We start from the raw sequence: 20,622 nt of genomic DNA, 5'->3' as shown, positions 1-20,622 counted from the left end.
ACGGTACCTGCGGTAAGCGTTTTGATTGTTCTTAATATGAAATAGAGATTCTTTATGTGGCCTGGTCTGTCAGTACATTGTTGATTTCCTGCGTGTTGACCTGTGCCTGTGTCGGATAAGGGAATCCGGCACCATAGCGATACATGATCTCGTAAATCTCGTAATTGATCTGTTCTTTTATCTTATCAAAAGGTGTAGCAGATTGTGTTTTTACAAAATAAGCTACACTGATATTGATGGCAGAATCGCCGAAGCTTTCTAAAAATACATTTGGCTTTTCGACAATATCGGGGTGTTGCTGTATCCGGCTGGAGATCTGCTCTACAATTGTATTCAGCTGCGTTTTAGATAAGCCGTAGGTGGCACCCACTACCATTCTTACCCTGCGTGCTCCTCTTTCAGAGAAGTTTTCCAGGCTGTTGCTGATAAGATTACGGTTGGGTAGAGAAACCAGTGTTTTCTCCGGGGTGCGGATATGGGTACTCCTGAATCCGATCTTTTCTACATTACCCTCCACACCATCAATCTTGATCAGGTCTCCGATCACAAATGGCTTGTCCAGCAGGATCATAAAAGAGGATAATAAGTTCTCCAGGCTGTCTTTCAGTGCAAAGGCAACTGCAATACCACCCATACCCAGGCCCGCGATCAGCGTCGCCACATTGACCTGGAAGACGACACCGAGTATGACGAAGAACATAAATGCCCAGATCACTACGCGCAGTACATCTCTCAGCAGTGGCAGCAATTGTTGCCGTTCACGATCACCATTCTTGACGGCCTTATCAGTCAGCATCCTGAAGATAAAGCTGATCACTTTAACCAGCAAGCCGGTTGCCGTAAAGATGATGATAAAGAAAAAAATGCGATCAGTAAGGTCCATCAGGGTGAACGCCTTTACCGCAAGCACGTTCTTGGTATCTGCCGCCAGGGTGGCACTGCCTCGTTTGAACAGCCACACACGCTCCAGCAAAGGGGCTATCTGATTGATGCCGATATAGGCAAAAATCGTAAACAGCAGGTTGCCAAAGGGTTTGTTGATATGCGCGGAAAAACGCTCATAATACTGTTCTCCCGAAGTGTTCCGGAATAAACGATAAGCAAGCCGTGCCAGTATTTTAGAAAGCACGCCCTTGAGCAGCCAGGCAAATAATATGATTAAAACCAGGCGCAGGTAAGCGTATAAAGAAAGTCCCAGGAAAGTCTGTTCCAGTATTTGCGTCATAGTATTTGTCTAGTTTTTGAGATCAAAGATAAGATCATCAAGCTTTATGGTCTTATTATCGTACTGACATTTAACATTGATAAACAATAACATATACCCGGGTTTTAACTGTTTGAATGCAGAAATGATGTCTGCATCAAATTCGGGGTCTGTCATTTTTTTGCTGAAAATGCGCTCATCATTTTCCAGGATCAGCACTTCATAGGAACTGAGCTTCAGCTTGCCGCTTTTAACCTCCGGGGTTTCCTCCAGGTTCAGGCCTTTCTGTTTTTGCAGGATCAGCTTGCGTATGTCGCCTCCTTTAAGGCCGGCCAGCATAAGTTTAGGTTTGGCAATAGGAGGTGCATCATCCTTCTGTTTCGCAGTTTTATTGCCCTTTTCAGAAGCCATGTTCCCTGCATTTTTTTCATTAACCACTTTAAAAGCGCGGGTGCCCAGGTCAATGACATTACCATTCACAACTTTGCTGATGGCAATATTACACTCACCGGCGCGCAGTGGAATGAGGATGTAGGTACAGTCGCCGATCTTCTTCAGCTTACCATTGTCGGTCCGAACCAGTATATTATTACAGGAAATATTGTCTACCCGTGTCTGGATAATATTTTCGGTTGTAGCGACCACATAGTTGCGGGGGCAGGTTACTTTAAAGTCCTGTGCCCATATCGTTGTTATGCTGCAGCACAACAGGCCTATAATACTGTTAATATATTTTAACATATATAATCAAAGCCTTAGGAATCCGGCAGACCAACGGTCTGCACAACGTATTTCCTAAGGCTTGGGTTTTATAAGTGTAACAAAAACGGTTTATACCGCTACATTAAAATCTCTCAGTGCATCGTTAAGTGATGTTTTAAGATCGGTGCTTTCTTTGCGCTGACCAATAATCAGTGCACAGCTCACCTGGTAGTCTCCTGCAGGGAATGATTTGGTATAGCTACCCGGAATCACCACGCTGCGGGCCGGTACGCGACCTCTGTATTCTACCGGTTCAGCACCGCTTACATCAATGATCTTGGTACTTTTGGTCAATACTACATTGGCGCCCAGTACTGCTTCTTTTTCTACATGTACTCCTTCTACAACGATACAACGGGAACCGATAAAGCAACCGTCTTCGATAATTACCGGAGAAGCCTGTAATGGCTCCAGTACACCACCGATACCAACGCCACCGGAAAGGTGTACATTCTTACCGATCTGTGCACAGCTACCCACAGTAGCCCATGTATCTACCATAGTACCTTCGTCTACGAACGCACCGATATTTACATAGCTGGGCATCAACACTACATTCTTAGCAATATATGCACCATAACGTGCCACTGCATGAGGTACGGCACGTACGCCCAATGCAGCATAATCTTTCTTCAGTTCCATCTTGTCATGGAATTCGAATGGTTCCAGTGTCCAGGTTTTCATTTTCTGGATACCGAAATACATCAGGATTGCCTGCTTAACCCATTCATTCACTTTCCATCCGTCTGCAGTTGGTTCTGCTACACGCAGGGTGCCCTTATCTACCGCTTCAATTACAGATCTTACGGCTTCTTCATAGTTTGGTTGTTGCAGTAATGAGCGGTCTGCAAATGCTTGTTCAATTAATTGTTGCATGCTTAGTTGAAATATGTATATATAGTTTAATGTATTATTCTAGCATAAAGTTGACCGGTACCACATAACGCGCCCTTAAAGGAAGATTATGCATTTTTCCGGGTTCCCACATTCCGCTGGAGGATTTGACAGCATTGGCAGCAGCCTGATCCAGCAGCGGATGAACAGATTGAGTGACTTTTACATATTTGATGGAGCCATCTGTTTCTATAATAAAGTCAATATAAACCTTTCCTTCGATCTCCCTTTTTCGGGCTTCTTTCGGGTATTGCACATGTTGTATAAGATATACATTGTAATCTCCCGACTTAAATCTCGGAGCAGACTGGGTAGAATAGGGCAGATGTGGATAGTACACTATTCTTCCTGCGGGATCGAAAAAGTTAGCCGAAACAAGCTTTCCGTTTTCGAAGAGTTCCTCGGCAGCCAATTGCCCGTTAGGGTGATAATAAAAACTTTTCCCTTCCTGTAATCCCGGATAATCATCCGCTGTTCGCTTTTCATTGGTCCAGGTTGTATCTGTTGTGAGCAAATGCCGCACCCGTACCGGATCTTCTATATAATACTCTTTGGCGATCACTTTGCCCGTGCTGTCATATGATTTGCAGTAACCGCTACGGAAGTTGTCTTTGTATAATGCTTCGTAAGCCAGTCGCCCGTCGGGATAAAAGGATTTGGAAGTACCTTCTCTCCTGCCATTCAGGTAATGGTTCTCATCCTCCCGATAGCCCTTCTCATTGTAATAATTGTATACACCTGTTTTTAGACTATCCTTTCCCACAATGGCACCCGACATCTGCAGTTTGCCACTGATATAATAATCCTTAACCAGTATCTTATCATTGCCCGGAGTGTACTCACGGTAAAAGGCAGCGGAGTCCCTCCCGGAAATGATGTTCCAGTTTTTGTCATAATATATCCTGCCGGCAGCACTTTGCGCTTGAACAGCGAAAGAGGGCAGGCAAGTCGCAAGAATAGAAAAATAGAGTGCGCGTAACATAATTCAGGAATGATTCAACACAAGAGAAACGGGTCCGGTAAAATAAATTTATTGTTCCAGCAGTTGGTTGCCTTGTTCTTTATACTGATCATTCAATTCCTGTACGTAGGCCAGTATTTCCCTTCGCCCGTTTTTCTTGACGGTAGAGGTGATGAATGTACGGGGAATGTATTCCCACTCTTCTTTCATCTTATTGATGAATGTTTTGGTATTTTTTGAAGTGTCGGCCTGAGAGTTTTTGTCGGACTTGGTAAATACAATGTTGAACGGTACTCCGATTTCACCTAAGTGTCCCAGGAATTCCAGGTCAATGGCCTGAGGAGATAAACGACTATCTACCAGTACAAATACCGTAACCAGGTTTTCTCTTTTGGAGAAATAATCAGTCATTGTCTTTTTCCATTGCTCTCTCTGCGTTTTAGAACGCTTGGCATAGCCGTATCCCGGAAGATCGACCAGGTACCAGCCCCCTTCATCTTTTGCATTAGCATTGATCAGGAAGTGATTGATCATTACCGTTTTACCAGGACTGGCCGATACTTTGGCCAGCGCATTCTGGTTAGTCAGCAGGTTGATCAATGATGATTTGCCTACATTGGAACGGCCGATAAATGCATACTCCGGGCGATCTGGTGTCGGACACTTAGATACGCTCGGGCTGCTGATGAGATATTTTGCTTTATTTACTTCCAAAACTGTTATATTAATTTATCGTTCTTTGGCAATATGGTTTCTCTTTAAAGGGTTGGTCGTATTGGCTGCATACTCTGCTCTTTGTTGCAGGATCTGCACCGCCTGGAATACGGCCTCACGCAAGCTGTCCGGGCTGGCAATACCTTGTCCGGCTATGTCAAATGCCGTGCCATGATCGGGAGAGGTACGCACGGCAGGTAAGCCGCAGGTATAATTCACGCCTTCACTGGCTGCCAGCGATTTGAACGGGATCAGGCCCTGGTCATGATACATGGCCACTACTACATCAAACTTATGGTGTTGTGCATGGGCAAAGAAGCCGTCGGCACTGTATGGTCCGAATACCTGCATGCCTTTTTGCTGCAGTGCATCAATTGCCGGTTTGATCACCAGTTCTTCTTCTTTCCCGATCAGGCCATTATCACCTGCGTGCGGGTTCAGACCCAGCACCGCAATTTTAGGTATATTGATGCCGAAATCTTTTTGTAAAGAGTCTTTTATGATACCAATCCTGCTCATGATCAGTTCCTTAGTGATGTGTTTACTCACTTCAGCAACCGGCAGGTGTTCTGTGATCAATGCTACACGGAAATTATCGGCATACAGCATCATCACTACATCTTTAGCGCCAAACTCTGCTTTGAAAAAAGGAGTATGACCGGTAAAGTTGAACTCGGCAGACTGGGTATTCTTTTTATGTATAGGAGCAGTTACAATGGCATCAATAAGCCCCTCTTTCAGGCTTTGTGTTGCCACCTGCAGAGAGCGTACGGCATATTTGCCGGCGATCTCCGTCAGTTCTCCCGGTTGTATCATTACTTCTTCTTCCCAGCAATTGAATATATTGACCTGCTTAGGATTGATCGCATCAAAACTCTTGATGCTGGCAAACTTAAGTTCAAATTCAGGAAGCAGTTTACGGTAAAAGTTAATCACTTTATTAGAACCGAATATGACCGGAGTACAGAACTCTATCATCCGGTTGTCCGATAATGTTTTAATAATCGTTTCCACACCTACACCATTCAAATCACCTGTAGTAATACCGATAATGGGTTTTTCCATTTTGATTATGCTTGTATTGACAATAATGTTGCAAGTTAAGAAATGATTTGGTATTAATGCTGATAAGCAATTAAACATTACCTTTGCAGATTCTGACAACATCATTAAACATTATAAAAATCAGACTGATAATGGATGCATCCAAAAAAGTATATGATAATATTTTACAAACTATAGGAGACACGCCTTTAGTGAAATTAAATAAAACAGTGGCCGATTTACCATGCCCTGTTTATGCTAAAGTGGAGTTTTTTAATCCGGGAAACAGTATTAAGGACCGTATGGCCCTGAAAATGCTGGAAGTGGCTGAACAGGAAGGCAAAATTAAACCAGGTGGCACTATTATCGAAGGTACCAGCGGAAATACCGGTATGGGTCTGGCATTAGCAGCCATCCAAAAAGGCTACCGTTGTATCTTTACTACTACAGATAAACAATCTAAAGAAAAAGCAGATATCCTGAAGGCTCTGGGTGCAGAAGTAATCATCTGCCCGACCAATGTAGAGCCGGAAGATCCGCAATCATACTATTCTGTATCTAAGCGTCTGGCAACAGAAGTACCGAACAGCTGGTATGTAAACCAATATGATAACCTGGCCAACCGACTGGCGCACTATGAGCAGACTGGTCCGGAAATCTGGGAACAGACCGAAGGTAAAGTTACGCACCTGGTAGTCGCTACCGGTACAGGTGGTACCATTACCGGTACAGGTAAATACCTGAAAGAAAAGAATCCTAACATTAAAGTCTGGGCTATTGATAGCTATGGCTCTCTGCTGACCAAATGGTTTAAAACCGGTGAGCTGGATATGAATGAGGTGCACCCTTATATTACAGAAGGTATCGGGGAAGATTTTCTGCCTGAAAACTATGCCAAAGATGCTATTGATCACTTTGAGCAGGTAACTGATAAAGACGGTGCGGTTATGGCTCGTCGTATTACTAAAGAAGAGGGCATTTTTGTAGGTTACTCTGCAGGTTCTGCGGTTGCGGGTCTGAGACAGTTAAAAGACCAGCTGACTAAAGATGATGTAGTTGTAGTGATCTTCCATGACCACGGCAGCCGTTATGTAGCTAAGATCTATAATGATGAGTGGATGCTGGATCGTGGTTTCCTGGATGTAAATACCGTACAGGATCTGATCGGTGGTCTGGGCAGAAGAAGACTGGTTACCGTAGAGGCAGGCGATAAAGTTTCGCAGGCAATGGAACTGATGCAGAAATATGATATTGAGCAGATACCGGTAATGAAGGCAGGCGAAATCGTAGGAGCCTTGTCGCAGAACGGACTGTTCAAGAAATTAATGGCTGATGTACAGGTAAAAGAACAGGAAATAGAAACCGTTATGGAAGCAGCTATCCCGCTTGTAGCCATGAACACACCTCTGGAGCGCCTGACCAGCTATATCAATAAAGATAACAATGCAGTACTGGCTAAGGATGAAAGCGGAAACGTACATATCCTTACCCAATATGATGTACTGAATGCCCTGTCTAAAGGCTAAAAAAAGCGAAAGAAAATAAATATTATGGTTATTTAAAATAAATATCCTACCTTTGCCAACCAATTTTGTGACAAAGTATAAATAATTACAATAAAATGGCTAACGCAACAATCGACGCTAAAAAAGCAAACATTTTTAAAACATACGGTGGTTCTGAAAAAAACACTGGTTCTGTAGAAGCACAAGTTGCTTTGTTGACAGAGCGTATCAACCACATTTCAGCTCATATCAAAGGTGGTAACAAGAAAGACCACTCTAGCAACCTGAGCCTGATCAAGATGGTAGGTCAACGTAAACGTTTATTACAATACATGAGCCGTACTAATCTGAACGGTTATCGTGAATTAATCGCGAAATTAGGTTTACGTAAATAATCTTAGCAATCTTTGCCTACAATATTGAAGCTACCTTCCGACGGAAGGTAGCTTTTTGTGTATCTGCATTATGCTGTCTAGATACAGGCAATCTGCACCGATAGGAATTGAGACTAATATAAAAAGGTCTGGCGGATATCCGCCAGACCTTTTTACGATTTTATTTGTAATAATTATTTCTTGAGTTGTTTGAGCAGGAGATCTTTGAATTCTGCCTCTGCCAGGTACATATTGTTCAACTGTGTTGCAGATACAATATTCAGAAATTCATTTTTGTATTTCGCTTTGATCGCTAATTTCCTTTCATCCAGTTTTTGTCTTTCATCTATAATTTCCTCGGCAGTCATACCCCTTTGGGTTCTCAACGCACCGGAAGCTTTCCAGATTACACGCATTTCATTTTCGTACTGGTTGTATACAGGCCAGAACTTTGTAGCCTGCTCTGAACTCAATCTCATTTTGTCTGTCAGCAATGAGATTTTAATCGCCCTTATTTTGGCATCGCTCGTACTCTGAGCATAGATAGGGGCCACACTAAAACTCAGTGAGAGCAGTAAAAGAATCAAGTAACGTTTCATAATGGGTCAAATTTAAGGTATAATACTGATTAATCATAGTACACCAAAATAGTTTCTTAGTATGTATTCAGGTATGCCTGTATGTCTTCGTCAGAAATATCTCCGATGGCAGCTTCCAGGTTTTTTGTCTGTTCCGTAGCCGGTACGCTGGCCAGGTTTGCTTCTAAAATAAACTCGTCAAATTCCTCTGAATGTTGCTCTACATATTCTGCCAATGCCTGGTCAGGTATGTTCGCCAGCAATTTACTCGCCTTCACATTCACATTTTCATTAGCCAGAGATTGACCAGGCACGCTGTTCATTTTATTGGTTTGTAACCACAGGGCACCCAATACAAAGAAGATGGCTATAGAAGCAGCCGCAGACCACTGAGCAAAAGAAAGACGTCTTCTTATTGCAAACATCGGACTCTCCTTTTTGGTTTTGACTTCAGGCTCCGGTTTTGCGGTGCTGAAAATCTGCTCCAGGTTAACACTGATCTCCGGTGTGCTGAATGGATTTGATTGCTTCAGTGAAGCCAGCAGGGGAGAGATACTCAGTTCTTCTTCCGGTGCTACTTCTGCATGAATCTTGTGCATCAGCTGGTCGGCCAGCTGGTCAAAATACTGTGGGGCAGGGGCTTCGAAAGGATTCTGTTTACTCAGACCTTCCATAGAAGTATTACGGGTCACTGATTCGAATGCCTGTGCCTGTTGCAGTAATTGCAGCGGCAATGCTTCAAAATACCCGGGTGGTACCGAGTAAGCTTCTTCTGTAACGGAAAATCCGGCTTTAGTATCCGGGGCAGAAACCAGGCTTAGCATGGTTTCCGGGAAGGTATCGAAATAATTGTCTGGAATCTTGAAAGATGGCAAGGCAATTTGGCTGTCGAATTTCGCTCCGATAGCTTCCCACTCTTTTTGTATGTCAATATTCCTTTTCATAACACTTTTATAGACATTGGCCCGTGTTAAAAGTTTAATCCTTCTTTAAAAATTCTTCTACTTTTTTCACCGCATGATGATAAGATGCTTTTAAAGCACCTGTAGAAGTCTCCAGGACTTTTGACATTTCTTCGTAAGGCATTTCATCGTAATAACGGAGCAGGAAAACCTGCTTTTGCTTATCGGGAAGGGATTGGATGGCCTGTTGCAAACGCCATTCCAGCTTATTTGCATCGAAACCTTTTTCTGCCTGTAGTTTATTGGACAAGCCGCTTTCGTGATCGCTGAAAGAAAGGGAGCTGCGCTTTTTCTCTTTTTCAAGAAAAGTCAGTGTTTCATTGGTAGCGATCCGGTACATCCAGGTATATAGATTGGATTCCTCACGGAAGTTCTCCAGGTAGGTCCATATTTTAATAAATACATTCTGCAGCACATCATTGGCATCCTCATGATTGATCACCATGCGGCGGATGTGCCAGTACAGGCGCTCCTGGTATTTTTTGACGATGCGGGTATAGGCACGTTCTCTGGTCGCTTCAACCTTGAAAGCTGCCAGTAAGTCTTTGTCATCTTCCATCGGAATATCCTGTGCCATACGTCTCGTTAAAGTATAAGAATGAAATGTAACAAAAATAGCTATTTATAGGCAAACGCCAAATTTTGTTCCTGCTCCTGAGTGCTATCTTTTATATCCTAAATTAACCAGGTAAACACCCAATGCAATACACAGGAAAGACAAAAGCGTATACATAGTCAGCGGCTCGCCAGCCAGTTGCCAGCCCAGCAGTACAGCTACCAGCGGATTGATGTAGGCATAAATCATAACGACACCTACTGGCAGGTGTTTTAAGGCGTACATATATGCGGTATATGCAAGTACCGAGCCAATAGTGATCAGGTATACGATCGCCATCAAGGCATGGGTATTCTGCAGATTGATTTTATTATAGTCATCAACCAGCGGACTGAATATTAATAAGAAGATACCCCCGCTGAATACCTGTATCGCACTGTTAAAGACAGGATTAGCGTCTGACTTGTTGCGTTTGCCCATAATACTACCATATGCCCAGCTGGTGGTAGCTACTAATGTAGCAATAATACCCATCAGGTATTTGGTATTAGACAAATCGCTTACACTATCCTTGAAGTTGATGGCTACACCGGCAAATCCAAGGAGCATACCTATAATAATGAATGCATTAACGCGCTCCTGTTTGTGCCTGATCAGGGTGATGAGTACAGACATTACCGGCATGGTGGCACATACCAGGGCGGCTACACCACTGGGTATATATGCTTCTGCCCAGCTCACCAGGCCATTACCAAGGGTAATCAGCAGGAAACCGATCAGCGCTTGTCTGCCGATGTTGGCCATAGACCAGTCATTGGCTTTGCGGTTGCTTAAGGCCATCAGACCTATGATCAGACCGGCAATAGTTTGCCTTACACCAGCCATCAGAAAGGGAGGGAGGGCCTCCAGTCCGTATTTTATACCCAGATAGGTAGTGCCCCAGGCAATACAGATGAAGACGAGTGCAATCCAGGCCTTAGTGTTTTGTTGCATAAGTTTAAAGGTTACAGTTATTATAGGTATATAACGCGAAAACGCGCCGGAAGGCGCGTTTTCGAAATAATATTTCTGTTACAGATTATTTCTGTTTACGCGCGATTACTTTTTCTACTGCAGCAATAATATTGGTTTGGCCTAAACCATATTTTTCCAATAATTGTACTGGCTTACCGCTTTCGCCGAAAGTATCATTTACAGCTACATATTCGTGCGGTACAGGACAGTTACGGGAAGCTACATTTGCAATAGCATCACCCAGACCACCATTAATCTGGTGTTCTTCTGCAGTAACTACACAACCGGTTTTGGTCAGTGATTTGATTACTGCTTCCTCATCCAGAGGTTTGATCGTGTGCATATTGATTACTTCTACACTCAGGCCTTTCGCTTCCAGTGTTCTTGCCGCTTCCAGGGCAGTCCATACCAGGTGTCCGCAAGCAATGATGGTTACATCAGTACCTTCATTCAGTACCTGTGCTTTACCGATTACGAAGTCAGAACCGTCTTCTTTAGTGAAGTTAGCCCATTTTACTCTTCCGAATCTCAGGTATACCGGAGATTCTATTTTGCTGATGGCAATAGTTGCCGCTTTAGTCTGGTTGTAGTCACAAGGCACGATTACCGTCATACCTGGCAGCATTCTCATCATACCGATATCTTCCAGGATCTGGTGTGTAGCACCGTCTTCACCTAAAGTCAGTCCGGCATGAGAAGCACAAATTTTTACATTTTTATGGCTGTACGCAACAGACTGGCGAATCTGATCGTACACACGTGATGTCGAAAAGTTTGCAAAGGTAGTCGTGTAAGGAATCTTACCTGCAGTAGCCAGACCAGCAGCAACACCAATCATATTCGCTTCTGCAATACCGCACTGTACAAATCTTTCCGGGAAGTCTTTGATGAAGTTGTTGAGCTTTAAAGATCCGGCAAGGTCAGCCGTAAGCGCCACCACATCAGGGTTTTGCTTTGCCAGCTCATAAATGCCGTCGCCAAAACCGGCGCGGGTTTCTTTTTCGCTTGATGCGGTATAATCCTGCAACATAATGGATGTTTATTGAAGTACTTTGAGATTGTTATAATATGCTTGCAAAAGTATTATTATTTGACAATCTTTCAAAAACCAATTTTCCGGAATTAATTATCCACAAAAAAGAACTACAGGTAGCGCTATATTGTTTTTTTACTGAAATTTGCTTTTCGAATATTTTATATCAGATGAAAACGGTTTTAAGAATCATTACCAACAAGTATATGCTGGCCATCGTTGTGTTTGCCTTGTTGATGCTGTTTTTTAGCCCTTATGATCTGTTTACCATCCGCGAAAGCCAGAAAGAGCTCGATGAACTGAATAACAAGATCGAGTACATGACGCTGGAGTCTGACAGCATGGATACGGAGTTACAGCAACTGAAGACCAATCCTGAAGTCCTGGAGCAATACGCCCGTGAGAGCTACCACCACAAAAAGGACGGGGAAGACGTTTATGTCATCGTCAAATAGCCGCCAGTCGGCCATTTCACAAAAAGCTTAGAGCATATTTGTTAAAAATTTCTTTAGAATCTCATTTTCATACGATAATAATGTGAGCTGCCGTTATAATTGGAAAGCACACTAAATAATATCGAATGGGACTACTTTTACATCATACTTCATCACATCATACCGATGCCAATGGTGCCGCAATCGAAATGATTGCAGATCTGGATTTATATAACCAATATTCCAGGGAACTGAATATCCTGCACCAGGTCAATATAGAGCCGAGCGCGGCTTGTCTGACCGAACTATTAAAAAGAATAAAGGCCGTAGCCGAAGAGCAGCAGGGAAGTCCTAAGCTTTAGAAATAACCAGGGCTGAGCAATTGCCTCCGAATCCGAATGAATTGGATAATACATTACGGATAGGCTTTGCTACGCAATGTGTGCTGGGCTGCCAGTTCAGGCTACTGATAGGGGTTTGCATGCGCAAATGCGGCCAGGTTACCTGTTTTTCTATCGCTAATACAGAAAAGACGGCCTCAACCGATCCGGCTGCACCTAATGTATGTCCGGTATAGGCCTTTGTAGAGCTGGCTTCAGGAATGGTATAGCCTTCAAATACTTTTTCAATGGCAATGCCTTCTGAAGAATCATTATTTGCCGTACCTGTACCATGCAGGTTGATATAATCAATATCACCGGGTTGCAATCCTGCCTGTGCCAGTGCACCCGCCATAGCCAGCTGGTTTCCGGTACCGTCCGGGGATGATGCTGTCTGATGGTGTGCATCATTAGCATTGGCATAACCGGAAAGAATAGCTCTCTTTGCAGCGCCGGTCTGTGCCACCGCACGTTCACTCATCAATACCACATAAGCGGCAGCTTCTCCTAAATTAAGTCCCTGGCGGTTTTCGTCAAACGGACGGCACAGTTCCTTGTCCAGTATCATCAGTGAATTGAAGCCGTTAAGGGTAAATTTAGAAAGACTGTCGGCACCACCGGCAATGACAATATCCAGTTTGCCTTGCTCAATCAGTTGTGCTCCCAGCATAATTGTATTGGCAGAAGAAGAACAGGCGGTGCTTATAGAAGTAGACCAGGCATCTTCCAACCCGATCGCATATGCGGTAAGCTCCGTAATAGAGCCGCATTCATGATACCAGAGCTTGCGTTTATCCATTGCTTTTCTTTCTGCAACCGATTCAAACATGGTTTCAGAAAGATCCATTCCGCCAACAGTATTGGCCGATATCACTCCAGCCTTCAGGCCTTCCGTTTTACCGATGAATGGTGCAAAAGCCTCTTTCGCCGCAATAATACTCAGTAAAGCTGTACGCGGAAAAGTAGGGAGTACGCCCGCTATTTTCGCCAGCTCTTCATTTGAATACCTGATTTCACCCACCGGAAAGGGATGTATTGTCTGCAGGTACGTAGCCGGAGCAATGCCGGCCCGCTCTTCAGTCAATGCGGTACAGTTTTCGGCTACATTGTCTCCGATAGCGCTGATAATGCCTATCCCGGTTATATATGCTGGGGTACTTTTATTCATGATATTCAGGTATGATAAATTGCAATGGCCACAAAAATAACAATTCAAATATTTATACGGCGAAAATATTCCAGGAGCTCAGCACACTCGCCAGTTTGTTGACCGGCAGCCCGATGACATTATAGATGTCTCCGTTTATATGAGACACCCCAATAAGACCGATCCATTCCTGGATGGCATAGGCCCCGGCTTTGTCAAATGGTCTGAACTTTTCAATATAATAATCGATCTGTGTATCCGTAATCGGGTTAAAGGTTACAGATGTGATACTATGAAAACTCTGCGCTGCGTCGCCTTTTAACAGGTATACTCCGGTAATAACACGGTGTGTTTTGCCGGACAGTTTTTGCAATATCTTTTTTGCATGTGCTGCATCATCAGGTTTGCCTATGATTTCATCTTCCAGCACAACCACTGTATCTGCTGCGATAATAATGGCATCAGTAGCTTTTTCTGATAACAAACCTTGTACGGCCAGGGCTTTTTCACGGGCTATATATTCCGGAACCTGATCTATAGGTAAGCTTTCTGGAAAGGACTCGTCTGTATGTGCCACGACAATATCAAAAGTATAACCGGCATCGCTGAGTAGTTGTTTTCTTCGGGGAGAGGCAGAGGCAAGAATCAGGTTCATGTACGCAGAATTGTTATTGAATAATGTAATATAAAATGAGGGTAAAGATACCTAAAAGCATCAGAATCTTTAAGTATTTACTGTAATAGGCAAAGTGTTTCTGAGTCAGAGATTTGCCAATATTAATGCCCAGGTAGATCATAGGGAAGGTTAGTGCCAGCAGGGCATAAGCTCCGAGTATCCACCAGGAATGCATAAACAGGTATGCAGTAGCCATCAGCACCGGGATAAGGGTCAGTGTGGTCAGTATCCTGATGAAGAGGATTGTTTTTTGCAAGCCTATCCTGATCGGCATGGTTACACAACCATCTTCCGCATCGCCCTTAAAATCCTCCATATCTTTAATGATCTCCCTGATCCAGGTAAGCATAAAGGCAAAAAAACTATAAACCAGTAAAATCCATACCGGGTTTAGTTTCATAATACCTTCGGAGGTCTCTAGCAGTACAGCAGAAAAGTAGCGCTGTGCTAAAGGCTCATATGCAATGAAAATCGCGATAGACATGGCAGTGAGTATGGCTACGACTACATTACCGATCACATATTGCCGCTTAAAGTGAGTGGAGTAAAACCAGAGCAATATCGTAGAGATAAAAGGAATGGCGAATGCAGCAGGACTTTTTAACTGGTAGGCCAGTAGTGCAGCTATGATCAGCCCTGCTACATTACAAAAGTTATGCAGCAGTATAGCTACTTTAGGATTTATATCCTTACCGATCAGAGATTTCTCCGGACGGTTAATAGCATCGATCTTCACATCGAAATAATCATTGATAACATATCCTCCCGCAGCGATCAGTACTGTGGAAAGGCTGAGCAGCAGTGCATTTGCAGCATCGAGGAATAAGGGCTGGCCAGTGATCCTCGATAGTGGCAGCAGCAGGCAGAACCAGGTCAGCATCTGCGTGCCCCATACAATAAGCAGGTTAGGCAGGCGCACCAGTTTGGCAATTTCAGGAAAAGTCATTTTTAAATTCTTGCTTTATGTAACATCATCAGGTCAACCAGCACCAGGGCTGCCATTGCTTCTACGATCACTGGTGCACGAAGGGCAACACAAAGATCATGTCGTCCTTTTACAGAAAAGGGTTCAACTTGCTGAGTCGCATGATTAAAAGTCTGTTGTTCTTTTGGTGTAGAGGCTGTCGGTTTGAAAGCCAGTCTGAAGCTAAGGTCATTGCCATTAGAGATGCCTCCGATAATACCCCCTGCATGATTGGTGCGGGTATGCCCGTTTGTGTCCAGGTAGGCATCATTATGCTCCGAGCCCATCATCCGGGCAGCAGCAAAGCCTGCACCGAACTCAATACCCTTTACAGCAGGTATAGAGAACATTGCCTGGGCCATACGGCTCTCTATGCTATCCCAGAAGGGTTCGCCCCAGCCAACAGGTACATGCTTAATCGTACAGGATACGATACCGCCTATACTGTCTTTAGCCGCAATAGCTTTCTCCAGTGCTGCATCAATATCCTGCAGGCCACCAGCTTCGGTAACAAGTGCTTCAAAAGTAATATTGCCCAGGATTTTTTTTGCAATTACACCAGCGGCTACAATACCAGTCGTAAGCCGCGCACTGAAATGGCCGCCCCCTCTGTAATCTTCAAATCCGCCGAATTTCTCATGTGCTACAAAGTCAGCATGTCCCGGACGGTAAACGTCTCTCTGCTTGGTGTACGCCTCAGATCGGGTATTATTATTTTCAAATAAAATAGTGAGTGGGGCACCGGTCGTATACCCGTTAAAATAACCGGACACGATCTGTGGAATATCTTCCTCAACCCTTGGTGTACCGCCTTTTTGTCCTCCCTTTCTGCGCTCCAGATCAGGAAGGAAGTCGGAAGTCTGTATGGCTATACCTGCAGGTACATGATCAAGGGTAACCCCCACCAAGGGTCCGTGCGAGGCGCCGAATACCTGTATATTGAAAATAGTATTGAAACTATTCATGTCTGCTGTGCTGATCGATTAATGATTTGGTTCCCGAAGAATCTTTATAATGTTGTTCCAGGTGCTCTTTGAGGAGCAGGCGGTCACTATATTCTGCATATGTGGTTGGCTGTATCCTCAGTCCCTGTTCCTCCATATATGCCCGGGTAAATTCGGCCCCAAAGTAAAGAATTAAAGCGGAATAGTAGATCCAGAGCAATAAGATAATTACAGAACCTGCTGCTCCGTACAAACTCGCTATGGTACTGCTGCTGATATATAGACCAATCAGGTATTTACCCAGGAAGAAAAGCAGGGTAGTAATGATGGCCCCAGGCAGCACCTGTGTCCAGCGAATTTTTACATCGGGCAGCATCTTAAAGATCACCATAAACAGGAAGGTCAGTATCACAAACACAAAACCGGTATTGACACTGTCCAGCAAGGCAACCGGTATAAAAGGAAGCTTGCTCATCATAAATTTACCAAAACCCAGCAGTAGTGCATTCAGCACAAGAGAGACGAGCAGTAAGAATCCCAGCCCGATGATCATGGTAAAGGAAAGTGCACGGGTAATCAGTAGTTTGATAAAACCTTTCTTGGCTTTGGCCCGTACACCCCAGATCATATTGAGGGAATCCTGTATTTCTGCAAAGATCCCGGTTGCACCAATAGTCAGCACTACAATACTGATGGCAGTGGCCAGTCCGCTGTTTTTCTGAAAGTTAATCTTAGACATTACCTCCTGTATCTGGAATGCCGTATTGGGTCCGATGTATTGTTGTAATTCGGAGAATAAACGCCCTTCCAGTGCCTTTTGTCCGTAGAATGTGCCCCCGATAATAATGATCAGCAGCAGCATGGGTGGCAGAGAAAAAATAGTATTGTAAGCCAGTGCCGCACTGAGCTTAGTCGCACGGTCATTGGCAAAGCCATTGCCGGCATTAATGAGTATGCGCCAGTATTTCTTCAGTATAGGAATAGCTTTTCTTCTCATTAACAGTAAAATTATACTATTAAAGTTAAAATGTGATACATTTGCCATTAGTATATATCTTAATGTTTATTAAAATATTGTTGCCAGCCTAGTGTTATGAAGTTAGAAGAAGTGTTGATGACCCAGACTATCCGGGACAGTTTCCATAAAGTTTGCCTGAATGTTATTTTCTCTGGTATCTGGATAGACCAGAAGATGTCTCCTATGTTTAAATCACATGGTATTACCAGTGCACAGTATAATGTGCTACGCATACTCAATGGTAGCAACACCCCGCTTACAGTAGCCTCTATACAGCAACGTATGCTGTATAAGGCCTCTAATGTAACGCGTATTATAGATAAACTGCTGGACAAGGGACACATTAAAAAAGAGATGAGTAAGGTCGACAAGCGCGTCGCGCTGGTAACCATATCTGCAAAGGGAAAAGAATTCCTGGATATGCTCACTCCTAAAGTACTGGACCAGGAACATGCTATAATGTCTAGAAACCTTAGCGAAGAGGAGGCCATGCTGCTTTCCGACCTTATGGATAAAATGCATGACTAATGCTGGCGGCAGACTACATTATCGGATTTAAAGCCTATCTGCAACTGGAGAAGTCTTTGTCACAAAACTCCGTTCAGGCTTATGTACACGATGTACAGCTTTTATTGCAGTTCCTGGATCGGAAATATCCAGACATAAGGTTTGAGGCCATAGAATTACATCATCTTTTATCTTTCCTGGAATCTATTAATGAAGTGGCCATGGCCGCTACATCTCAGGCCCGTATTGTATCCGGGCTGAAATCTTTTTTTTATTTCCTGTTGGTAGAACAGGTGATCAGTACCGACCCTACTACTTTCCTGGAGACACCCAAGATTCAGCGAAAGCTTCCTGATGTATTGAGTCTGGAGGAAATCAATCTTTTATTTGAACATATCGATCACAGTACCTTCGACGGGCAGCGCAACCGTGCTATCCTCGAAACCATGTATAGTTGCGGACTGCGCGTGTCTGAACTGATCGGTCTGAAGATATCGAACCTGTATATTGATGCAGGCTTTATCCGCGTAATTGGCAAGGGAAATAAAGAGCGTCTGGTGCCAATCGGTGATGAGGCGGTAAAGTACATTAACCTGTATAAAGAACATATCCGTAAGCAGGGCAGAATTGTCAATGGATTTGAGGATATACTGTTCCTGAACAAACATGGAAAGGGCTTAAGTCGTGTCATGATTTTCCTGATCATCAAAAAAGCTGCTGCCACAGCCGGTATTCAGAAAAATATCTACCCCCATACTTTGCGCCATAGTTTTGCTACACACCTGGTAGAGAACGGAGCAGATCTGCGTGCCGTACAGGAAATGCTAGGGCATGAGAGCATTACCACAACAGAAATATACACCCACCTGGACCGTAATTTCTTACAGCAAACATTACAGAAATACCATCCCCGTTTTTAATGCACTGTCTTATGCAGCATTTCCCCTAATTTTGCAGGTCCTGATCACTGATAATCCTTTTCAACACCGATTATGGCTGTATTCAAAACCTCAAAAGCGAAAGAAAATATCCTGAAGCGGGTGCGTGCTGCACTACAGGATGAAAGTGTGCGTAAACCATTCCCGGAATTAGATAATATTCCGCCGGCCAATGTGTATGCCCATATGGAGCAGGCCAGCCCGGAAGAGAACTTTGCGTATGAATTCAGTAAATCAGGCGGAAATTTCGTGTACTGTAGTGATGAAGACGATTTCAGCGTACAGTTAAGAGAGCTTGCACTGGCAAAACAATGGAAGGAGATCGTATGTGCCCCGGCCAATATCTTTACCTTTCTTGTACATAAGCAATTGAATTTTGTCCGTGACCTTAATCTCTGGAATACCCAGGCCGATGCCTGTATCACAGAGTGTGAGGCTGCAGTAGCTCGTACGGGAAGTTTACTCTTTAGCAGTAAACAACCTTTTGGCCGCACAGCACCTATCTATTTTCCCGTACATATTATAGTGGTATATCCGCATAATATTGTCGATGATGTAGATATTGCCCTGAAGCTGATGCAGAATAAGTATGGTGTACATAATATGCCTTCTATGATCAACCTGAATACGGGGCCAAGCCGTACTGCAGATATTGAAAAGACACTGGTTACCGGTGTACACGGTCCTAAAGAGGTCTATTGCTTTTTTATCAATCAATAATTAATGCACCCTAAAGATATTAACATCGTGGCATACCGTTACGGACTGCCGGATGAGAAAATTGCCAAATATCCCTTAGCGCAGAGAGACCAGTCTAAGCTGCTGGTGTACCGGGATGGAGATATTACCGAAACGGGTTTCGGGCAATTACCAGAGTTTATTCCTTCAGATAGTATGATGGTCTTTAACCAGACCAAAGTGGTACATGCCCGCCTGTTGTTTCAGAAACCAACCGGGGGCAAGATAGAAGTGTTCTGCCTGGAACCGGATGCCCGATACCCGGATATACAGACTGCAATGTCAGAGCGGGAGCAAGTCTACTGGACTTGTTTTCTCGGCGGCGCCGGAAAGTGGAAAGAAGGTCAGGTGCTGGAACTGAAGGTTTCTGAGGAACTGATGGTATTTGCCGAAATGGTACAGAAGAATCCCGGAACTTATACCTTGAAATTATACTGGAGTCAGCCGGAGCTGAGTTTTGCAGAGATTTTGCATCTGGCCGGCAAAGTGCCCTTGCCGCCTTACCTGAACCGTGAGGCAGAGCCGGAAGATGAACAAACCTATCAGACCATATTTGCCAAGGAAGAGGGTAGTGTCGCCGCACCCACAGCAGCCCTGCATTTTACGGATCGTATTCGTGAAGGGCTGGGACAAAAGGGAACCGTTGAAAATTTTGTAACCCTGCATGTCGGCGCCGGAACCTTTAAACCGGTAAAAAGCGAGACGATGGAGGGGCATGAAATGCATGCAGAGTGGATAGAAGTAACCCTGGGCTGTATAGAACTGCTTTTACAACAACTTCAATCGGCTAAACCGCTTATTGCTGTAGGCACAACTTCCTGCCGTACACTGGAAAGCCTGTACTGGATCGGCGTATTGCTGCACCAGGGGCATACATTGGATGAGGTTGCGGTAAGCCAGTGGATTCCTTACAGTACCGAAACCGATCTTACTGCCGTAGCCGCTTTGCAACAGATCATCAACTATCTGCAGGAGCGCAACAGTAATCGCCTGGTGACCAAGACGCAGATCATTATCGCACCTGGGTACCGGTTCCGGATGATTGATGGTCTGGTAACCAATTTTCATCAGCCGGAGAGTACTTTGTTACTGCTGGTTTCTGCCCTGATCGGGCCGGATTGGGAAAAGGTGTATACTTATGCACTGGAGCACGATTTCCGTTTTCTGAGTTATGGCGACAGTAGTCTTTTGTGGAAGCAGAAGGCCTAAAATGGGTTAGATTTTTTGTTAAAGTTTGTGTATTTGCAGAATTTATCACTTAATTTTGCTTTATTA

At 44.1% G+C, this 20,622-nt stretch carries 24 protein-coding genes; 8 read left to right on the top strand and 16 right to left on the bottom strand.

Features of this window, described 5'->3' with window-relative positions; translation table 11 throughout:
- Positions 1-52: 52 nt before the first annotated feature.
- The 6 genes from FTD44_RS01460 to pdxA form a co-directional block, all read right to left on the bottom strand.
- Entirely contained in the window at positions 53-1,225 is a 1,173-nt protein-coding gene (locus tag FTD44_RS01460) for a mechanosensitive ion channel family protein (RefSeq protein WP_222164837.1), read from the bottom strand.
- A 9-nt stretch (positions 1,226-1,234) separates the two neighbouring features.
- Positions 1,235-1,945 (bottom strand): hypothetical protein, encoded by a 711-nt coding sequence (locus tag FTD44_RS01455; RefSeq protein WP_222164836.1) that lies wholly within the window; start codon positions 1,943-1,945, stop codon positions 1,235-1,237.
- Between the two features lie 90 nt (positions 1,946-2,035).
- The gene (locus tag FTD44_RS01450) at positions 2,036-2,842 is read right to left on the bottom strand and encodes a 2,3,4,5-tetrahydropyridine-2,6-dicarboxylate N-succinyltransferase (RefSeq protein WP_222164835.1); all 807 of its coding nucleotides are present in this window, start codon (positions 2,840-2,842) and stop codon (positions 2,036-2,038) included.
- Positions 2,843-2,876: 34 nt separating this feature from the next.
- Positions 2,877-3,842, bottom strand: coding sequence for an energy transducer TonB (locus tag FTD44_RS01445; protein WP_222164834.1), 966 nt, complete (start codon positions 3,840-3,842; stop codon positions 2,877-2,879).
- A 48-nt stretch (positions 3,843-3,890) separates the two neighbouring features.
- The gene (gene yihA, locus FTD44_RS01440) at positions 3,891-4,535 is read right to left on the bottom strand and encodes a ribosome biogenesis GTP-binding protein YihA/YsxC (protein WP_222164833.1); all 645 of its coding nucleotides are present in this window, start codon (positions 4,533-4,535) and stop codon (positions 3,891-3,893) included.
- A gap of 15 nt (positions 4,536-4,550) precedes the next feature.
- Complete coding sequence (gene pdxA / locus FTD44_RS01435; protein WP_129021012.1) at positions 4,551-5,600, bottom strand: 4-hydroxythreonine-4-phosphate dehydrogenase PdxA; 1,050 nt, start codon at positions 5,598-5,600, stop codon at positions 4,551-4,553.
- A gap of 131 nt (positions 5,601-5,731) precedes the next feature.
- On the opposite strand from pdxA, the gene FTD44_RS01430 reads away from it, so the two are divergent.
- Positions 5,732-7,105, top strand: coding sequence for a pyridoxal-phosphate dependent enzyme (locus FTD44_RS01430; RefSeq protein WP_222164832.1), 1,374 nt, complete (start codon positions 5,732-5,734; stop codon positions 7,103-7,105).
- Positions 7,106-7,200: 95 nt separating this feature from the next.
- Positions 7,201-7,479, top strand: coding sequence for a 30S ribosomal protein S15 (gene rpsO, locus FTD44_RS01425; RefSeq protein ID WP_129021014.1), 279 nt, complete (start codon positions 7,201-7,203; stop codon positions 7,477-7,479).
- A 173-nt stretch (positions 7,480-7,652) separates the two neighbouring features.
- Here the strand turns inward: rpsO and FTD44_RS01420 are convergent, their stop codons facing one another.
- From FTD44_RS01420 to FTD44_RS01400, 5 genes are all read right to left on the bottom strand, one after another.
- Positions 7,653-8,057, bottom strand: coding sequence for a hypothetical protein (locus FTD44_RS01420; RefSeq protein ID WP_129021015.1), 405 nt, complete (start codon positions 8,055-8,057; stop codon positions 7,653-7,655).
- A 56-nt stretch (positions 8,058-8,113) separates the two neighbouring features.
- Positions 8,114-8,980, bottom strand: a complete 867-nt coding sequence (locus tag FTD44_RS01415) for a hypothetical protein (RefSeq protein ID WP_222164831.1) — start codon at positions 8,978-8,980, stop codon at positions 8,114-8,116.
- A 34-nt stretch (positions 8,981-9,014) separates the two neighbouring features.
- Positions 9,015-9,575 (bottom strand): RNA polymerase sigma factor, encoded by a 561-nt coding sequence (locus FTD44_RS01410; protein ID WP_237559502.1) that lies wholly within the window; start codon positions 9,573-9,575, stop codon positions 9,015-9,017.
- 84 nt (positions 9,576-9,659) lie between these two features.
- The gene (locus tag FTD44_RS01405) at positions 9,660-10,547 is read right to left on the bottom strand and encodes an EamA family transporter (protein WP_222164830.1); all 888 of its coding nucleotides are present in this window, start codon (positions 10,545-10,547) and stop codon (positions 9,660-9,662) included.
- An 85-nt stretch (positions 10,548-10,632) separates the two neighbouring features.
- The gene (locus FTD44_RS01400) at positions 10,633-11,598 is read right to left on the bottom strand and encodes a transketolase family protein (RefSeq protein WP_129021018.1); all 966 of its coding nucleotides are present in this window, start codon (positions 11,596-11,598) and stop codon (positions 10,633-10,635) included.
- A gap of 173 nt (positions 11,599-11,771) precedes the next feature.
- Between FTD44_RS01400 and FTD44_RS01395 the strand changes: the two genes are divergently transcribed.
- Positions 11,772-12,056, top strand: coding sequence for an FtsB family cell division protein (locus FTD44_RS01395; RefSeq protein WP_161971268.1), 285 nt, complete (start codon positions 11,772-11,774; stop codon positions 12,054-12,056).
- 125 nt (positions 12,057-12,181) lie between these two features.
- A complete protein-coding gene (locus tag FTD44_RS01390) occupies positions 12,182-12,397 on the top strand; it encodes a hypothetical protein (protein ID WP_129021020.1) in 216 nt (71 codons plus the stop codon).
- Here the strand turns inward: FTD44_RS01390 and FTD44_RS01385 are convergent.
- The 5 genes from FTD44_RS01385 to FTD44_RS01365 are packed head-to-tail and all read right to left on the bottom strand — an operon-like array spanning position 12,387 to position 17,143.
- Positions 12,387-13,583 carry a beta-ketoacyl-[acyl-carrier-protein] synthase family protein gene (locus FTD44_RS01385; RefSeq protein ID WP_222164829.1) on the bottom strand — a complete coding sequence of 399 codons (1,197 nt, stop codon included), beginning with the start codon at positions 13,581-13,583 and terminating at the stop codon, positions 12,387-12,389. The two genes, FTD44_RS01390 and FTD44_RS01385, sit on opposite strands and share 11 nt — an antisense overlap.
- Before the next feature lie 52 nt (positions 13,584-13,635).
- Positions 13,636-14,217: a Maf family protein gene (locus tag FTD44_RS01380; protein ID WP_222164828.1), complete on the bottom strand. Its 582-nt coding sequence runs from the start codon at positions 14,215-14,217 to the stop codon at positions 13,636-13,638.
- Between the two features lie 13 nt (positions 14,218-14,230).
- Positions 14,231-15,184 (bottom strand): geranylgeranylglycerol-phosphate geranylgeranyltransferase, encoded by a 954-nt coding sequence (locus FTD44_RS01375; protein ID WP_222164827.1) that lies wholly within the window; start codon positions 15,182-15,184, stop codon positions 14,231-14,233.
- 2 nt (positions 15,185-15,186) lie between these two features.
- On the bottom strand, positions 15,187-16,167 hold the full coding sequence (locus FTD44_RS01370; protein ID WP_222164826.1) for a chorismate synthase: 981 nt from the start codon (positions 16,165-16,167) through the stop codon (positions 15,187-15,189).
- Positions 16,160-17,143, bottom strand: coding sequence for a YihY/virulence factor BrkB family protein (locus tag FTD44_RS01365; protein ID WP_222164825.1), 984 nt, complete (start codon positions 17,141-17,143; stop codon positions 16,160-16,162). Before FTD44_RS01365 ends, FTD44_RS01370 begins: the two co-directional genes overlap by 8 nt.
- Positions 17,144-17,239: 96 nt before the next feature.
- Between FTD44_RS01365 and FTD44_RS01360 the strand changes: the two genes are divergently transcribed.
- From FTD44_RS01360 to FTD44_RS01345, 4 genes are all read left to right on the top strand, one after another.
- A complete protein-coding gene (locus tag FTD44_RS01360; protein WP_222164824.1) occupies positions 17,240-17,692 on the top strand; it encodes a MarR family winged helix-turn-helix transcriptional regulator in 453 nt (150 codons plus the stop codon).
- Entirely contained in the window at positions 17,692-18,591 is a 900-nt protein-coding gene (xerD, locus tag FTD44_RS01355; protein ID WP_222164823.1) for a site-specific tyrosine recombinase XerD, read from the top strand. Before FTD44_RS01360 ends, xerD begins: the two co-directional genes overlap by 1 nt.
- A gap of 72 nt (positions 18,592-18,663) precedes the next feature.
- Positions 18,664-19,329 (top strand): LutC/YkgG family protein, encoded by a 666-nt coding sequence (locus FTD44_RS01350; protein ID WP_222164822.1) that lies wholly within the window; start codon positions 18,664-18,666, stop codon positions 19,327-19,329.
- A gap of 3 nt (positions 19,330-19,332) precedes the next feature.
- A complete protein-coding gene (locus tag FTD44_RS01345; protein WP_222164821.1) occupies positions 19,333-20,556 on the top strand; it encodes an S-adenosylmethionine:tRNA ribosyltransferase-isomerase in 1,224 nt (407 codons plus the stop codon).
- The last annotated feature ends 66 nt before the right edge of the window (positions 20,557-20,622 follow it).

Source organism: Edaphocola aurantiacus, assembly GCF_019797745.1.
In the GTDB taxonomy this organism is placed as follows: Bacteria; Bacteroidota; Bacteroidia; order Chitinophagales; family Chitinophagaceae; genus Edaphocola; species Edaphocola aurantiacus.
This window is presented reverse-complemented; position numbering and strand designations above follow the sequence as displayed.

What these genes read in the sequence shown, in the direction of transcription:
- FTD44_RS01420 (WP_129021015.1), bottom strand. Translation starts at nt 8,057, where the DNA reads ATGAAACGTTACTTGATTCTTTTACTGCTCTCACTGAGTTTTAGTGTG.
- FTD44_RS01430 (WP_222164832.1), top strand. Translation starts at nt 5,732, where the DNA reads ATGGATGCATCCAAAAAAGTATATGATAATATTTTACAAACTATAGGA.
- FTD44_RS01350 (WP_222164822.1), top strand. Translation starts at nt 18,664, where the DNA reads ATGGCTGTATTCAAAACCTCAAAAGCGAAAGAAAATATCCTGAAGCGG.
- FTD44_RS01360 (WP_222164824.1), top strand. Translation starts at nt 17,240, where the DNA reads ATGAAGTTAGAAGAAGTGTTGATGACCCAGACTATCCGGGACAGTTTC.
- pdxA (WP_129021012.1), bottom strand. Translation starts at nt 5,600, where the DNA reads ATGGAAAAACCCATTATCGGTATTACTACAGGTGATTTGAATGGTGTA.
- FTD44_RS01375 (WP_222164827.1), bottom strand. Translation starts at nt 15,184, where the DNA reads ATGACTTTTCCTGAAATTGCCAAACTGGTGCGCCTGCCTAACCTGCTT.
- FTD44_RS01445 (WP_222164834.1), bottom strand. Translation starts at nt 3,842, where the DNA reads ATGTTACGCGCACTCTATTTTTCTATTCTTGCGACTTGCCTGCCCTCT.
- FTD44_RS01365 (WP_222164825.1), bottom strand. Translation starts at nt 17,143, where the DNA reads ATGAGAAGAAAAGCTATTCCTATACTGAAGAAATACTGGCGCATACTC.
- FTD44_RS01410 (WP_237559502.1), bottom strand. Translation starts at nt 9,575, where the DNA reads ATGGCACAGGATATTCCGATGGAAGATGACAAAGACTTACTGGCAGCT.
- FTD44_RS01415 (WP_222164831.1), bottom strand. Translation starts at nt 8,980, where the DNA reads ATGAAAAGGAATATTGACATACAAAAAGAGTGGGAAGCTATCGGAGCG.
- rpsO (WP_129021014.1), top strand. Translation starts at nt 7,201, where the DNA reads ATGGCTAACGCAACAATCGACGCTAAAAAAGCAAACATTTTTAAAACA.
- FTD44_RS01400 (WP_129021018.1), bottom strand. Translation starts at nt 11,598, where the DNA reads ATGTTGCAGGATTATACCGCATCAAGCGAAAAAGAAACCCGCGCCGGT.
- FTD44_RS01390 (WP_129021020.1), top strand. Translation starts at nt 12,182, where the DNA reads ATGGGACTACTTTTACATCATACTTCATCACATCATACCGATGCCAAT.
- FTD44_RS01380 (WP_222164828.1), bottom strand. Translation starts at nt 14,217, where the DNA reads ATGAACCTGATTCTTGCCTCTGCCTCTCCCCGAAGAAAACAACTACTC.
- FTD44_RS01460 (WP_222164837.1), bottom strand. Translation starts at nt 1,225, where the DNA reads ATGACGCAAATACTGGAACAGACTTTCCTGGGACTTTCTTTATACGCT.
- FTD44_RS01395 (WP_161971268.1), top strand. Translation starts at nt 11,772, where the DNA reads ATGAAAACGGTTTTAAGAATCATTACCAACAAGTATATGCTGGCCATC.
- xerD (WP_222164823.1), top strand. Translation starts at nt 17,692, where the DNA reads ATGCTGGCGGCAGACTACATTATCGGATTTAAAGCCTATCTGCAACTG.
- FTD44_RS01450 (WP_222164835.1), bottom strand. Translation starts at nt 2,842, where the DNA reads ATGCAACAATTAATTGAACAAGCATTTGCAGACCGCTCATTACTGCAA.
- FTD44_RS01385 (WP_222164829.1), bottom strand. Translation starts at nt 13,583, where the DNA reads ATGAATAAAAGTACCCCAGCATATATAACCGGGATAGGCATTATCAGC.
- FTD44_RS01345 (WP_222164821.1), top strand. Translation starts at nt 19,333, where the DNA reads ATGCACCCTAAAGATATTAACATCGTGGCATACCGTTACGGACTGCCG.
- FTD44_RS01405 (WP_222164830.1), bottom strand. Translation starts at nt 10,547, where the DNA reads ATGCAACAAAACACTAAGGCCTGGATTGCACTCGTCTTCATCTGTATT.
- FTD44_RS01370 (WP_222164826.1), bottom strand. Translation starts at nt 16,167, where the DNA reads ATGAATAGTTTCAATACTATTTTCAATATACAGGTATTCGGCGCCTCG.
- FTD44_RS01455 (WP_222164836.1), bottom strand. Translation starts at nt 1,945, where the DNA reads ATGTTAAAATATATTAACAGTATTATAGGCCTGTTGTGCTGCAGCATA.